Source organism: Streptomyces bottropensis ATCC 25435, assembly GCF_000383595.1.
GTDB lineage: Bacteria > Actinomycetota > Actinomycetes > Streptomycetales > Streptomycetaceae > Streptomyces > Streptomyces bottropensis.
Window position 1 is genome coordinate 7,278,133 of the sequence record NZ_KB911581.1, and the last position, 15,040, is coordinate 7,293,172.

The 15,040-nt window shown below is 69.3% G+C and carries 10 protein-coding genes; 4 read left to right on the forward strand and 6 right to left on the reverse strand.

Annotation, left to right across the window (positions count from 1 at the left end; all coding sequences use genetic code 11):
- Positions 1-26: 26 nt before the first annotated feature.
- From STRBO_RS0132280 to STRBO_RS0132295, 3 genes are all read left to right on the forward strand, one after another.
- Positions 27-1,187: an alkaline phosphatase PhoX gene (locus tag STRBO_RS0132280; protein WP_005479142.1), complete on the forward strand. Its 1,161-nt coding sequence runs from the start codon at positions 27-29 to the stop codon at positions 1,185-1,187.
- Between the two features lie 152 nt (positions 1,188-1,339).
- Entirely contained in the window at positions 1,340-2,692 is a 1,353-nt protein-coding gene (locus STRBO_RS0132290; RefSeq protein WP_078531438.1) for a glycosyltransferase, read from the forward strand.
- Between the two features lie 121 nt (positions 2,693-2,813).
- A complete protein-coding gene (locus STRBO_RS0132295; RefSeq protein ID WP_005479146.1) occupies positions 2,814-4,319 on the forward strand; it encodes a condensation domain-containing protein in 1,506 nt (501 codons plus the stop codon).
- Positions 4,320-4,412: 93 nt separating this feature from the next.
- Here the strand turns inward: STRBO_RS0132295 and STRBO_RS0132300 are convergent, their stop codons facing one another.
- The 6 genes from STRBO_RS0132300 to STRBO_RS0132330 all read right to left on the reverse strand — a co-directional run bounded on the left by STRBO_RS0132300 (position 4,413) and on the right by STRBO_RS0132330 (position 13,206).
- A complete protein-coding gene (locus STRBO_RS0132300) occupies positions 4,413-4,766 on the reverse strand; it encodes a hypothetical protein (RefSeq protein ID WP_005479148.1) in 354 nt (117 codons plus the stop codon).
- 160 nt (positions 4,767-4,926) lie between these two features.
- Positions 4,927-7,227 carry an FtsX-like permease family protein gene (locus STRBO_RS0132305; protein ID WP_005479150.1) on the reverse strand — a complete coding sequence of 767 codons (2,301 nt, stop codon included), beginning with the start codon at positions 7,225-7,227 and terminating at the stop codon, positions 4,927-4,929.
- The gene (locus STRBO_RS40705) at positions 7,224-7,910 is read right to left on the reverse strand and encodes an ABC transporter ATP-binding protein (RefSeq protein WP_037627648.1); all 687 of its coding nucleotides are present in this window, start codon (positions 7,908-7,910) and stop codon (positions 7,224-7,226) included. The genes STRBO_RS0132305 and STRBO_RS40705 overlap by 4 nt, the downstream gene beginning before the upstream one ends.
- A 64-nt stretch (positions 7,911-7,974) precedes the next feature.
- Positions 7,975-8,394 (reverse strand): hypothetical protein, encoded by a 420-nt coding sequence (locus STRBO_RS0132320; RefSeq protein WP_020115414.1) that lies wholly within the window; start codon positions 8,392-8,394, stop codon positions 7,975-7,977.
- A gap of 254 nt (positions 8,395-8,648) precedes the next feature.
- Entirely contained in the window at positions 8,649-11,396 is a 2,748-nt protein-coding gene (gene ppdK, locus STRBO_RS0132325) for a pyruvate, phosphate dikinase (protein ID WP_051085297.1), read from the reverse strand.
- Positions 11,397-11,985: 589 nt separating this feature from the next.
- A complete protein-coding gene (locus STRBO_RS0132330; RefSeq protein ID WP_202498812.1) occupies positions 11,986-13,206 on the reverse strand; it encodes an ROK family protein in 1,221 nt (406 codons plus the stop codon).
- Between the two features lie 156 nt (positions 13,207-13,362).
- On the opposite strand from STRBO_RS0132330, the gene STRBO_RS0132335 reads away from it, so the two are divergent.
- Positions 13,363-14,985 carry an MGH1-like glycoside hydrolase domain-containing protein gene (locus STRBO_RS0132335; RefSeq protein ID WP_005479156.1) on the forward strand — a complete coding sequence of 541 codons (1,623 nt, stop codon included), beginning with the start codon at positions 13,363-13,365 and terminating at the stop codon, positions 14,983-14,985.
- Positions 14,986-15,040 lie beyond the last annotated feature (55 nt).

Here is a 15,040-nt window from a genome sequence, read left to right on the forward strand (position 1 = left end):
CGTTCGAAGTACCCCTTGGAGCGACAGTGGAACGTCGTACTCTCCTGCGCGCGGCCGTGCTGGGCGGCACATCGACCGCCTTCGGCGGAACCCTCTGGCGCGGCGCCGCGTACGCCGCGCCCGCACAGCCCGGCGCGGGCCCGTACGGGGCGCTCGGCTCGGCCGACGCCAACGGCATCAGGCTTCCGAGCGGCTTCACCAGCCGGGTGATCGCCCGCTCGGGCCAGACGGTCCCCGGCACGTCGTACACCTGGCACAACGCCCCCGACGGCGGCGCCTGTTACGCGGACGGCACCGGCTGGATCTACGTCTCCAACTCCGAGATCAACCCGTCCGGCGGCGCGAGCGCGGTGCGGTTCTCCTCGACGGGCACGGTCACCTCGGCGTACCGCGTCCTGTCCGGCACCCGGCAGAACTGCGCCGGCGGCAGGACCCCGTGGAACACCTGGCTGTCCTGCGAGGAGGTCGACCGCGGCTACGTCTACGAGACCGACCCGTGGGGCGTGAACACCGCGGTCCGCCGGGACGCGATGGGCCGCTTCAAGCACGAGGCGGCGGCGGCCGATCCGGTCCGCCGGGTGGTCTATCTGACGGAGGACGAGACGAACGGCCGTTTCTACCGCTTCGTCCCCACGACCTGGGGCGACCTGTCCGCCGGCACCCTCCAGGTCATGATCGCGGGCACCGCCGCCTCCGGCTCCTACACCTGGGCGAACGTCCCCGACCCGGACGGCTCCCCCACGAGCACGCGCACCCAGGTCTCGGGTTCGAAGTCCTTCAACGGGGGCGAGGGCTGCCACTACGCCGACGACACGGTCTGGTTCACCACCAAGGGGGACAACCGTGTCTGGCAGCTCAACCTCGCGGCCGGCACCTACGAGTTGGCGTACGACGACTCCCTGGTCACCTCCGGCACGGCCCCCCTCACCGGAGTCGACAACATCACCGGGACCTCCTCCGGCGACCTCTACGTCGCCGAGGACGGCGGCACCATGGAGATCTGCCTCATCACCCCGGACGACACCGTCGCCCCCTTCCTCCGCGTCGACGGTCAGTCCGCCTCCGAGATCACCGGCCCCGCCTTCTCCCCCGACGGCCGCCGCCTCTACTTCTCCAGCCAGCGCGGCACGAGCGGCAGCTCGTCCGGCGGCATCACGTACGAGGTGACGGGCCCGTTCCGCACCTGATAATGAATCCCTACAACCGCACGTACCACTGAATGAACCACTCATTCGAACCACTGAATCAAAAACCTATTAATGACCATCCCAGAAGTATTCGAACTCATCATCAGGAAAGACTCGTTCGAATTCTCTTCTGCTAGGTTCAGCGCGTGGTCATGCCCAAAGAATCGGGGCCGGAGAGCCTCGGAGTCGGCGCTCGCCCGTGCAAGGTTCTCCTGGCGGCATGCGGTACTCGCGGGGACGTACAACCCTTTCTCGCATTGGCCGTGGCGCTGCGTCGCCACGGCCATCACCCGTTATTGGCCGCCCCCTCCTCATACGCGTCCGACGCCGCCGCGTACGGAGTCGATTTCGCCACGATCGACGACGGCCCGACCAGAATCCTCGACGAGACGCCCACCCGCAGGGTCATCGACGACGGTCTGACGGGGGTACGCGGCAAAGTCGCGGCCGCCCGGACCGTCGCCCGCCTCAAACGCCTGCTCATCACGCCGCTGCGGGACGTGGCGGCCATCGCCCACGACCACGGCGACCTGGCGGCGGTGGTGCATTCGGCGGCGTTCCCCGCCCAGCACGTGGCCGACATACTGGACGTACCCGCCGTGGTCGTGGCGCTGCAGCCCGGCTGGATCCCCACCGACACCTTCCCCTGCCCGTTGCTGCCGCTCCCCCGCGTACCGCGCCTGCTCAACCGGAGCACGTACGCCGTGGTCGTGGCGGCCCAGCGGTCCCGCGAGGTGGAACGCTGGCGGACCACCGAACTGGGCCTGCCCCCACGCCGCCACGGTGCCCGGCGGTGGCTGCGGGACCCCGAGGGCAGGCGGCGCCCGGTCCTGCAGTCGTTCAGCCGGCACGTCACACCGGTCGACCCGGCCTGGGGCGACTCCGTGCGCACCACGGGTTTCTGGTACCTGCCCGCCCGCCCCGACTGGACGCCCCCCAGGGAGCTGGCCCGCTTCCTCGACGAGGGGCCGCCCCCGGTCTACATCGGCTTCGGCAGCATGACCGGCACCCGCGCCGACCGCAACCACGCGCTGGTCACCGAGGCGATCCGCCTGACGGGCGTCCGCGCGGTGGTCGCGACGGGCTGGGGCGGCATCGGCGCGGCGGCGGGCCCGTCCGCCTCCCCGGCCACGACCGGCTCCCCGTCACCGGACATCCTGACGATCGACCAGGCCCCGCACGACTGGCTCTTTCCCCGTACGGCCGCGGTCGTCCACCACGGCGGCCCCGGCACCGTCGGCGCCGCCCTGGCCGCGGGCCGACCTCAGGTCCTGTGCCCCCACATGGGCGACCAGACGCACTGGTCCGCCCGTATGCGGGCACTGGGCGTTGCCCCCGCTCCCCTCGCCGCCCGCACCCTCACGGCACACGGGCTCGCGCAAGCGATCAGTACGGCGGTGACGGACCGGCACCTGCGACACCGGGCCGGTGAGATCGCCCCTCTCGTCCGGTCCGAGAACGGTGTCGACGCAGCGGTGAATTCCCTCTGCGCCCTTCTCACTTGATCACTCCCATATCCCCGGGGAATCCCCCGACTCACCCCTCCCCCCCTCCCTAATCCCGTCTCCCAAATTTCGAATCCCGAATCCCCGACTTCTCCCCAAGTCACGAACAGAGAGCCCCCGAGTGCTGCAGATTCCTTTCTCCGACGCCGACATCGAGCCTGGGACCGTCATCTCCTGGTCCTTGCGCATTGAGCATTCCCCTCGGGACGGGAAGGATTCCTCTCCCGAATCGGCCTCGCCCCCGCTCAAATCAGCGTCCTTCAATCAGGACAAGCACCACTCGTCCTCCGAGGCGACGCGGAGCACGAGCGACGGAATCGCCAGCTCGATCACGGTGACCTTCGAGATCGCGGGCCCGCTGGACTTCGGGGCTCTCGAATCGGCGTTCCTGCTCCTCGTACGACGGCACGAGGTGCTCCGCTGCGAGTTCCGGCGCCTGGCCGGCGACCTGAACTGCACGGCGCTGGCTGCCGAGTCCATCGTCCTGGAGGCGGAGGAGGTCGGCCGCTTCCACAGCGGTGACGACCTGCACACCCACCTCGACAAGACGTTCAAGAGCATCGACACGCTGTCCTGGCCGCTGTTCCTCATGGGGGCGGTGGTCCGGGAGGCGAGCGCCACGGTCTACCTCTGCTTCGACCACATCGTGTGCGACGGCCTGTCCATGCCCGTCGTCGTGAACGAGCTCCAGACCGCGTACGCCGACCTCGTGGCCGAACGCGACCCGCGACTCCCCGCCGCAGGAAGCTACCTGACCTTCGGCGACGACCAGCGTCACCGCTTTGCCTCCCTCGGCGCCGACGACGAGCGTCTGACGTACTGGAAGGACTTCATCCGCGGGAACGGCGGCTTCTTCCCCCGGTTCCCCTTCGACCTGGGCGTGCCGGGAGACCAGCTGTTTCCCCTGGTCAACCGGGCCCTCCCGCTCCTGGACGCCCCTGGAACCGACGCGCTCGCGGCGGGCGCCCGCGCATCGGGGGGCAGCGTCTTCACGGCCGTGCTGGCGGCCGCGGCGACGGCTCAGCACCGCCTCGGAGGGCCGGGGGTCTACCGGGGCCTGCTCCCCATCAGCGAGCGGGCGGACGAGGGCGGCGGGGCCGTGGGAGGGGCGCCGAATCCATGGCAGCACTCCATCGGCTGGTTCGTGAACACGATGCCGATCGAGTTCCGGGTGGGTGAGGGCGGCAGCGACCACGCGGCCACGATCGCGCGGGCCCGCACGGCGTACGGCGAGCTGCAGCGGCACGCCGGCATCCCCTTCGTACGGGCGTGGGAACTGCTGGCCCCCGAGTCCTTCACCCTCCACCACTGGCCGTTCCCGGTGAACTTCTTCTCCTACATCGACTTCCGCAGGACCCCCGGCGGCCAGCAACACCCGCTCTGGAAGCCGATGTTGCACGTCTGGGCCGCCCGGGGCAACGGCATCAGCCACTGGTTCCACCGCACCGCCACGGGCCTCCACGTCAACATGCTGCACGTCGACACCCCCCAAGCACATGAGATCAGCGACGCCCTGCACGAGGAACTCGTACGGGTCCTGCTGGAGGTCGCGGGTGAGCGCGGCACGGTCCGTGGGCCGGTGTCCATCCCCAGGCCGTCGCGGCCGGCGACGACCGTGGGGAGCTGATCTGCTCGGCGGGGCCCACGGGCGGCGGGACGGCCGGGGCGGCGGGGCCGGCCCCAAGTCCCCCCGCCCGTCACCCGTCACCCGTCACCCGGCTCACCGAAACTCGTGCACGACCTCGATCTCGCCCACGATGTGCGCGTTGAACTCCTCCAGTTCCTCCGCCGGCACCCACAGCTCGATGATCGTCTCGCCGCCGGCCCGCTGTACCGGATACCGCCGCAGGAACTCCGTCTCGACCTCGAACCGCGTGACGTATCCCGCCCCGTCGTGCTTCACGTTCCAGTCCCGCGCGATCTTCACCGCGTACGCCTCGTCGAGGACCGGATAGAAGATCGGCTGCTCGGGAAGCCGGGGCGGCCAGGCCCGCCACCCCGTCTCCCGCACCAACTCCAACTCCACGGGCCCGGTGGGCCGCCACAGGGTGGTCGTCTCTCGCTGCGTACGCATGGGCTGGGTTCGCTCTCCGGACACACGGCGACCGCGGGTTCGGCCGGCCGGGGACCGACGGTATCCAGGGATTCGGCGCCGGGGCCACAGGGTTTGTCCGACGCGGAAGGGGCGGCGCCCCACACGGGGTGCCGCCCCTTCCGCACCGCGGCCACGTCGCTCAGTCCCGTCGGATCAACTCCGGGTCGATCCGTCGCCCGACGAGAGGCAGCGCCCCGGCAGCGGCCACCGCCACCGCCCCGACCGCGCAGGCCAGCAGCAGGGGGACCCCGGCGCCGTCCCAGTAGATGGCCCCGCCGCCGGTCACGAGATAGCTGGACTCGGCGAGCTTGCCCAGCACCACGGCCAGAGCGAGACCTACGGCCAAGGGCACGACCACTTGGGCGACCTGGACGGTGCGCAGAGTGCGCGGCCGGGCGCCGAGCAGCGACAGCGCGGTGACCTGGGGCTTCCGCTCCACGGCACGGTCCGTGGCGGCCACCAGGTAGGCGGCGACCCCGATGATCAGCCCCAGGACCATACCGATGCCCAGAAGGCTCTTCACCACGGTGATCTGCTGAAGAGAGGTGACGACGACCCCCGGCGTCCCGACCTCCGTGGTGGGGTCCACACCACCGATACCGTCGAGCACCGCGCGGACGGTTTCGGGGGCGGAGCTGCTGAGGAGGGTGAGAGTGGCGACGTCGGGGCGGTGGTCAGCGGGGATCGCGGACGGGGGGAGGAGTACAGAACCGCTGTGGAAAACCGGGAGACCGTAGTCGTCGCTGTAGCGGAGCACTTCATCCGGCACTTTCACCTGCATCACACGGCGTTGCCCTTCGTGTCGCAGGTCGAAGGGGAAGCGTGCCCCTAGCTTGGGAAGCTCTGTCGCGACCTGCTTCGGGTCCCACAACAGCATGGGTCGGCCGTCCACACAGCCGTCGACTTTCCGCACCATGCTCCGAAATTGCGCACACGTGGCGACCACCGCTTCGAGAGTCGGCTCCCAGCGGTCGATGTCGGAGCTCGACCGCGAACGCATGACGACCGCGTGCCCTCGAACCCCCTTCACCTCCTCCCATGCTCGCTGCCGGTCAGCCGTGGTGCCCGCAAGTGGGATGTCGTATGCCTGGACTGGGGAGGTGTTTTTGGAGACCTGGTCCAGTTCGATCAGGACCCCCTGCACCAGCGACGCGGCGAAAACCAACATCACCAGACCGGTAGCCACTCGCAAAGCGCCACCGGGTTCCGTCTCGTTGCGTCGCATGGCCAGGCCGAGGGAGACCGAGTGAGTGGTGCGGGCCACCCACTGCGAAAGAGTCCGCGAGAAGACCGGCAACATCATTACGAGCCCGATTCCCACCAGAACAACCGCGAGGGGCATGAGGATTGAGGAGACCTCCGTGTCCCGGGGAGCATTGCCCGTCGCACCGGCCACGCAGTACCCGACCACGATGGCCATACCCGGGACCAGTGGAAGCAGCCCCCACTTTCCGGGCGCCCTCTCCACAGCACTCCGCCGAGCAGCCAGCGGGTTCGCGGCTGCCTTCTTCGCACTGGCTCGGCCCACGAACCACGCGAGGGTCGGACAGCCGAGGAGGCAGACCAAGGCCGTGGGCAGAGACAAGGAGCCGTCCGACGGGTACCACTTGAAGCCCGGCACTCCCACTCGTGCGACGAGTTGATTGGAGACCTCGTAGATGCCGAGACCGAGCGCGGCGCCCAGCAAGGCCGCCGCGACTGTCTCGGCAGCGTTGACTCGCTGGGTGCCCTTCCTGCTCAGTCCCAGCAGTCGCAGCGCGGCCAACCGCCGGGTGCGTGCGGCGGCGGAGAGTCGGGCACACACTGAGAGGAAGACGGCCAAGGGCAACAAGACAACGCCTGCAAGAGTGAAGCGGACGATGTCGAGCGTTGAAGGCTCCACTGTGGGCCAGTCGGCGCCCTCTCTGCCGAAGAACGCCACGGGATCACTGCCACCATTTAGTTCGTCCCGCTCTACACCGACGTACGCGTACAACTCGTCTGGGTGAGCGAGCCCATGTGCACCGATGGTCCCCTGCTCGTCGCCCGGTAGAAGTAGAGCCAAACCCGGCTCTCGCCGGAGCTCCTTACTCAGTCGTGGTGAGACGAACAGCTCGCCAGGACCGGGGAGTTCTTTAAGGCCGGGCGGTGGCTCGACCGGCTTGTCACCCCGCGCGAGAAAAACACGGGTCATGGGTTCCGAACCGTAAGGATCCGTCCTGATCAATTCGAAGGAGCTTCCTTCGGACATAAGGCAGGCGAATCGCTTCGGATCTTTGACGCAACCCGGTTCACGCGCCGCCTTGCGCCCGTCCTGCGCCGCCAGAATCCCGGGGATCGTGAGAACGATGGCCAGGCAACTCACTCCAACGGCACTCCCCGCGACCATGAGCAGGAAGCGCACACGACTACCCCTACCGGCTCCCATCAGCAGCCTGAGGCCCAGGACGAGTTCCCTCACGATGCCTCCCTCACCTGAGCCGAGAGAACGCCGTCGCGCATCGTGTACCGACTATCCGCACGGGCCGCCACCTCGGAGTCGTGCGTCACCAGCACCACCGCAGTTCCTTGCGCACGAGCGAGGGTCAGGAACTCGTCCAGTACTGCCGTGGCGTTAGCACTGTCCAACGAACCGGTCGGCTCGTCGGCGAAGACCACCGCAGGGCTGTGTACCAGGGCACGGGCCACTGCAATGCGCTGGTTCTGGCCTCCAGACACCTGAGAAGGTCGCCGCTCTCGCAGGTCCGCCAGCCCCAGCCGCCCCAGCACCTCGCCGGCGGCAGCAAGAGCCTCTTTTTTACGCTGTCCGGCAAGCCGCAAGGGCAGTGCCGTGTTCTCCTCCACTGTCAACTCGGGCAGCAGTTCGCCGTATTGAAAGACGAACCCGAATCGTTCCCGACGGAGCTCACTGAGTGTCTCGTCGTCGAGATCACCGAGCGAGCGTCCCTCGAAACAGACTTTCCCCCGGGCCACGGGCAAGACCCCGGCCAAGCAGTACAGAAGTGAGGACTTCCCTGAGCCACTCTGTCCAGTAATCGCAACAACTTCCCCCCGACTCAGGGAGATGTCGGCGTCCTTAACCGCGAGAGTCTCACCGTAGAGAAGGTCGACTCCCCTGGCGAACAGGACTTCTGACGTCTTGATCTCAATCCCCTAGGAAGATCACGGGTCCACGCGGGGTCGCCTGGACTGTGGATGCCAGATGAGCTCAGTCGAGCACGTACGAGAAGCTCTTGGTGGGCGAACAATTGTCCGGCCGAAGAGACCCGCGGTCACGACACACCCGCAGTTCCGCGTTGTCCGTGTACTGCTGTGCTCCGCTCCAGTCCGAGTGCCGCACGCGCACCGTGCGCCGCTGCTTCCCGTAGTACCGGGCCCACCCGTGCCCCTCGACCCTGACCTGCACATAGACGTTGTGACCGTCACTGGCGTTGGCGTCCCTCAGCAACCCGGACCACTCGAAGGACCCGTGGTTGGTTCCCGGCGGATTGAACTGGTAGCGCCCCTGCGAGAATTCGGCACCTCGCGTCGTGACCTTCGGAATGCTTCCGTGTTGCTCCGCAAGCGCAACCCCAGCCCCGGTGAGAAGCAACCCCGCAGCCACCATCCCGACCAACGACTTCTTCATACGCCCCTCCGTAACCACCGGCGGCCCCAACGACCACCACTAACTACGGAATGTAACGCTTCGAGTGCGAAGAGAAACGATTGATCTACCTAAGCACCACCGAAACAGGTGATCTTGAAGCACTCCCCCCGCGCAACCAAAAGGGCGGCACCCCCCGCACGGGATGCCGCCCTCTTCGTGATCCGGAACCGCCGCCCATCGGTGAGGGTCGGTCGGGGACGAGTGGTGGTTCCGGGGTATGTGGCCGTCCGGGCTCAGCGGTGGTCGCTGCCTGTGGACTGCGAGGCCGCGCGGCCGGCCTCCAGGCGGGCGACCGGGATGCGGAAGGGGGAGCAGGAGACGTAGTCGAGGCCCACCTCGTGGAAGAAGTGGACGGACTCCGGGTCACCGCCGTGCTCACCGCAGACGCCGAGCTTGAGGTCGGGGCGGGTCGCACGGCCCGCCTGCACCGCCAGCTCGACCAGGGAGCCCACGCCGTCCTTGTCGATCGTCTCGAACGGGCTGACGCCGAAGATGCCCTTCTCCAGGTAGGCCGTGAAGAAGGAGGCCTCGACGTCGTCGCGGCTGAAGCCCCACACCGTCTGGGTCAGGTCGTTCGTGCCGAAGGAGAAGAACTCCGCCGCCTCCGCGATCTGACCGGCCGTGAGCGCGGCGCGCGGCAGCTCGATCATCGTGCCGATCGACAGCTTCAGCGACACCCCCGTCGCCGCCTCGACCTCCGCGATCACCGCGTCCGCCTCCTCGCGGACGATCTCCAGCTCCTGGACCGTGCCGACGAGCGGGATCATGATCTCGGCGCGCGGGTCGCCCTTGGCGTTCTTCCGCTCGGCCGCCGCCTCAGCGATGGCCCGCACCTGCATGGTGAAGAGACCGGGGATCACCAGGCCGAGGCGCACACCCCGCAGGCCCAGCATCGGGTTCTGCTCGTGCAGGCGGTGGACGGCCTGCAGCAGGCGCAGCTCGTTCTCGTGGGGCTCCTGGCGGGACTCCGCGAGGGCCACGCGGACCGAGAGCTCGGTGATGTCGGGCAGGAACTCGTGCAGCGGCGGGTCGAGGAGACGCACCGTCACCGGCAGGCCGTCCATCGCGGAGAAGAGTTCGACGAAGTCCTGCTTCTGGAGCGGGAGCAGCGCCTTCAGGGAATCCTCGCGCTCGACCTGCGTGTCGGCCAGGATGAGGCGTTCGACCAGTTCGCGACGGTCGCCGAGGAACATGTGCTCCGTACGGCACAGGCCGATGCCCTGGGCACCGAAGCGGCGGGCGCGCAGCGCGTCCTCGGCGTTGTCGGCGTTGGCGCGGACGCGGAGCCGGCGCTTGCGGTCCGCGAAGGCCATGATCCGGTGGACGGCCTCGACCAGTTCGTCGGCGTCGTTGGCGCCGGCGTGCATGCGGCCCTCGAAGTACTCGACGACCGGGGACGGGACGACCGGGACCTCACCCAGGTAGACCTTGCCGGACGAGCCGTCGATGGAGATGAGGTCGCCCTCCTCCACCACATGGCCGCCGGGGACGGTCATCCGCCGGCGCTTGGTGTCGACCTCCAGCTCCTCCGCGCCGCACACACACGTCTTGCCCATGCCGCGCGCGACCACGGCCGCGTGGGAGGTCTTGCCGCCGCGCGAGGTGAGGATGCCCTCGGCCGCGATCATGCCGTCGAGGTCGTCGGGGTTGGTCTCACGGCGGACCAGGATGACCTTCTCGCCCGAACGCGACCATTTCACGGCCGTGTACGAGTCGAAGACCGCCTTGCCGACCGCCGCTCCCGGGGAGGCGGCGATGCCGCGGCCGACCTGTGCGACCTTCGCGTCCTCGTCGAAACGGGGGAACATCAGCTGGGCGAGCTGGGCGCCCGTCACCCGCTGCAGGGCCTCCGCCTCGTCGATCAGGCCCTGGTCGACGAGTTGCGTGGCGATCCGGAAGGCCGCGCCGGCGGTCCGCTTGCCCACGCGCGTCTGCAGCATCCACAGCTGGCCGCGCTCGATGGTGAACTCGATGTCGCAGAGATCCTTGTAGTGGTTCTCCAGGGTCTCCATGATCTGCATCAGCTGGTCGTACGACTTCTTGTCGATCGCCTCCAGCTCCGCCAGCGGGACGGTGTTGCGGATGCCCGCCACCACGTCCTCGCCCTGCGCGTTCTGGAGGTAGTCGCCGTAGACGCCCTGGTGGCCGGAGGCGGGGTCGCGGGTGAAGGCGACGCCCGTGCCGGAGTCGGGGCCCAGGTTGCCGAAGACCATCGAGCAGACGTTGACCGCCGTGCCGAGGTCGCCGGGGATGCGCTCCTGACGGCGGTAGAGCTTGGCGCGGTCGGTGTTCCAGGAGTCGAAGACCGCGTGGATGGCGAGGTCCATCTGCTCGCGCGGGTCCTGCGGGAAGTCCCGGCCGGCCTCGGTCTTGACGATCTTCTTGAACTTGGTGACGAGCTTCTTGAGGTCGGCCGCCTCCAGTTCGGTGTCGACGACGACCTTCTTGGCCGTCTTCGCCGCCTCCAGCGCCTCCTCGAAGAGGTCGCCGTCGACGCCGAGGACCGTCTTGCCGAACATCTGGATGAGCCGGCGGTAGGAGTCCCAGGCGAAGCGCTCGTCGCCGGCCTGCCGGGCGAGGCCCTGCACCGACTTGTCGGAGAGGCCGATGTTGAGGACCGTGTCCATCATTCCGGGCATCGAGAACTTCGCGCCGGAGCGGACCGAGACGAGGAGCGGGTCGTCGGCCTGGCCGAGCTTCTTGCCCATCTTCTCTTCGAGCGCGGCGAGGTGGGAGGTGACCTCGTCACGCAGTGCCGCGGGTTCGTCGCCGCTGTCGAGGTAGACCTTGCACGCCTCGGTGGTGATGGTGAAGCCGGGAGGCACGGGGAGACCGAGGTTGGTCATCTCGGCGAGGTTCGCACCCTTGCCGCCGAGGAGGTCCTTGAGGTCCTTGTTGCCTTCGGTGAAGTCATAAACAAACTTCACGTCCTCAACGCTCTGAGCTACGTGGCCTACGTGGGGATCTTTGTTTTCCGACACAGGTCCCAACTCCTTGAGGACGCGGTGGCTGCCCTGACGGCCAGGAACATACCCAGATCGAAGGCTCCTGGGTACGTCCACTTGCGCGTCATGCGCCTGTAACCACCCGTCCGCCAGGACATCGAAAGTCAAGGCTTGGCAAGGAACAGCGCCGCGATGTGTTCACCTCTTTAACGCGACCCAGCCCGCCAGGCCTGCAAAGCGCTCACCTGAGCGCCATTCGGCACGCCTGAGTTCGCTCGATGAACGATCAAAGGGTGGCACGGAGTGCCACCCTTTGAAGTCGCGGAACCGCCCATGAATCGCTCATCTGAGCGGAAGCCCTATCAGAGGTGGCGAGAATCACGCCCTCCGGGCAGCCGGGATTTCACCATGCGGACCAGCGCTCGGGACGGAAACACGCTCGTCATCCCGTCCCGTCATACGAGTCCGGCCGCTCGGGTCCGGTCACAGGGGTCCGGTGTCCGGTCACAGGGGCCCGGTCGTAGGGGTCCGGTCGTAGGGGTCCGGTCACTCGGTCCGGTCGTACGCGTCACCACGGCCGGAGTGGCGAGGGCGGGCCCGTCGGCCCGGGAGGGCTGCGCCCGCCTCACACCCCCAGCGCCGCCAGCCGTTCCTCGGCGCGCTCCGGCGCGTACAAGTACTCGACGACCTGTGCCGCCGCCCCGACGAGGCCCGCCCGCTCCCCCAGCCGGGAGGTCACCACGTCCAGGTGGGCCGTGGAGCGGGGCAGGGCGCGCTGGTAGAGCAGTTCGCGGACACCGGTGAGGAAGGGGGTTCCGGCCAGATCTCCGGCGATCATCAGAACGCCCGGGTTCAGCAGCGTCACCACCGTCGCCAGCACGTCCCCGACGACCCGGCCCGCCTCCCGCGCGAGCGCGGTCGCGCCCGGATGCCCGGCGGCCAGCAGGTCGCGTACGTCCGAGCCGGAGGCCGTCGGCAACCCCGCCTCCGCCAGCCGTCGCGCCACGGCGCCGCCGCTCGCGACCGCCGCGAGACAGCCGTACGAGCCGCACTTGCACAGCGCGTCCGCGCCCTGCGGGACCCGGATGTGGCCGATGTCGCCGGCGCCGCCGTCGATGCCCCGGTATATCGAACCCCCGACCACCACGCCCGCCCCGATGCCCGTGGACACCTTGACCAGCGCGAAGGCCGAGCAGTCGGCGTAACCGGTGCGCTGTTCGCCGTACGCCATGAGGTTGGCGTCGTTGTCGACGAGGACCGGGACGCCGGCCGGGCCGGAGGCGTGTTCGGTGAAGGCGCGGGCCAGCCGGCCTCTTATGTCGTAGCCGTCCCAGCCGGGCATGATCGGGGGCTGGACGACGCGGCCGGTGTCGCTGTCGACGGGGCCGGGCACGGCGAGGCCGATGCCGCAGACCGCGTGCGCCGGGCGCCCCTCCTTCGCGAGCAACTCGGCGAACCAGCGCCCCAGTTCGTCCAGTACGGCGTCGGGGCCCTCGTCGATGACCAGGGTGCCGGTGTGTTCCGCCTGGATCTCGCCGGTGAGGGAGACGAGGGCGGCGCGGGCGTGGCGGGTGTCGAGGTCGGCGGCGAGGACGAGGGCGTGCGCGTCGTCGAACTCCAGGGTGATGGAAGGGCGTCCGCCGAGCGGGGAGTCGACGGGGCCGCCGGCGCCCTCGCGGAGCCAGCCCGCGCGGAAGAGACGGTCCAGACGCTGGCCGACGGTCGCCCGGGACAGGCCGGTGGCCTGCTGGAGCGCGCCACGGGTGGTGGCCCGGCCGCTGCGGACCAGCTCCAGCAGATCTCCGGCACCGGCATGACTGCCCACCCTCACGGCCCTTCTGCTCATGCCGCCATTGTCGCGGCCCCTACGGACATTCACTCCCGCGCACCCTCTTGCGTTCACCAACTCTGCATTACATATTGAGTTTTGCGTGTTAAGTAGACGTAACCCTACGGTAGCTACTGCCGAACCCGTCGGCACCTTGCTCTCCAGGAGCCCTGCGTGGATCGCACAACCCAGCTCACCGCCCGTCGGCCAGGGACAGGCGCGCACGTCGGCGGCGATGTATACGATCCGGCCGCGTCGGCGACGGCGGCGACCGCCCCGACCTCTCTGACCGGCTCGACCGGTTCAGCCTTCTCGAACGGTTCGCTGCGCCGCGCGGCGGCGCGGGTGCTGGCCGACAACTGGACGGGCCGGTCCACGGTGCCGTCGCGCACGCTGTATCCGCACCAGTGGTCGTGGGACTCGGCGTTCATCGCGATCGGGCTGCGCCATCTGTCACCACTGCGGGCGCAGACCGAGCTGGAGACCCTGCTCGGCGCGCAGTGGGGTGACGGGCGGATCCCGCACATCGTGTTCAGCCCCTCCGTACCGCTGGACGCGTACTTCCCGAGCCCCGACTTCTGGCGCTCCTCGACCGCGGGACGCGCCGCGGGCGCCCCGCGCACCACGCAGACCTCGGGGATCGTGCAGCCGCCGGTGCACGCGCTGGCGGTGTGGCTGGTGCACCGGGCGGACCCCGGGCTCTCCCGGGCGCGCGGTTTCCTGGCCCGGATGTATCCGCGGCTGGCCGCCTGGCACCGCTATCTGCTGCACCGCCGCGACCTGGGCGGGGGCGGCCTGGTGTCGGTGGTCCACCCCTGGGAGCAGGGCATGGACAACAGCCCCGCCTGGGACGCGCCCCTCGCCCGGATCACCCCCGCCCCGGCCCGCTCCTTCCGCCGCGCCGACCTCGACCACGGCGCGGCCGAGGACCGGCCGACCGATGTGGACTACGGGCGGTACGTACGGCTCGCGACGGACTACCGGGACGCCGGGTACGCCGACGGGCAGGGCGGGTTCGCCGTGGAGGACCCGGCCTTCAACGCCCTCCTCATCGCCTCCGAGCACGCCCTCGCGCGTATCGCCAAGGAACTGGGCGCCCCCGGGACCGCCCGGCAAGCGCGGGCCGAGCGCCTGACGGCGGCGCTGGTGGAGCGGCTGTGGGACCCGGCGCGGGAGATGTTCCTGTGCCGGGACGTCATCACGGACGCCCTCCTGCCGGAGCGCGGTGTCTCCGGGCTCCTTCCCCTCCTGCTCCCCGGCCTTCCGCGCGAGATCACGGCCGGGCTCGTGCGGACGCTCCACGGCCCGCACTTCGGACTCGGCGCGACCACCCGGCTCGTGCCGTCGTACGACCTGACCGGGGAGGCCTTCGATCCGCACCGGTACTGGCGCGGGCCCGCCTGGTTCAACACGAACTGGCTGCTGGAGCGGGGGCTCAGGCTGCACGGGGAGCCGGGCCGGGCCGACGCGCTGCGGGCGGCGCTGCTGGAGATCGCGGGGGCGTCCGGGTTCGCCGAGTACGTGGACCCGTACACGGGCGAGGCCTGCGGGGCGCTCGGCTTCGGCTGGACCGCCGCGCTCACGGTCGACCTGCTGCACGGGGACGACCGGGACCACGGCCGCGACCACGGACACGGTCACGGTCACGGTCACGGCCATGACGGGGGCCATGTCGATGGACGCGTCGACGGCCCCGACCACGGGTGGCTTCACGGACCGTACGACGAGCGGCAGCACGACGACGAGGTCGTGTTCGGCATGGGTGACGACATCACTGACGGCATGAGAGACGCGTGAGTGACGGCAGGCATGAGTAATGGCATGAGTGACGGCATGAGTGACCAGGGAGGGG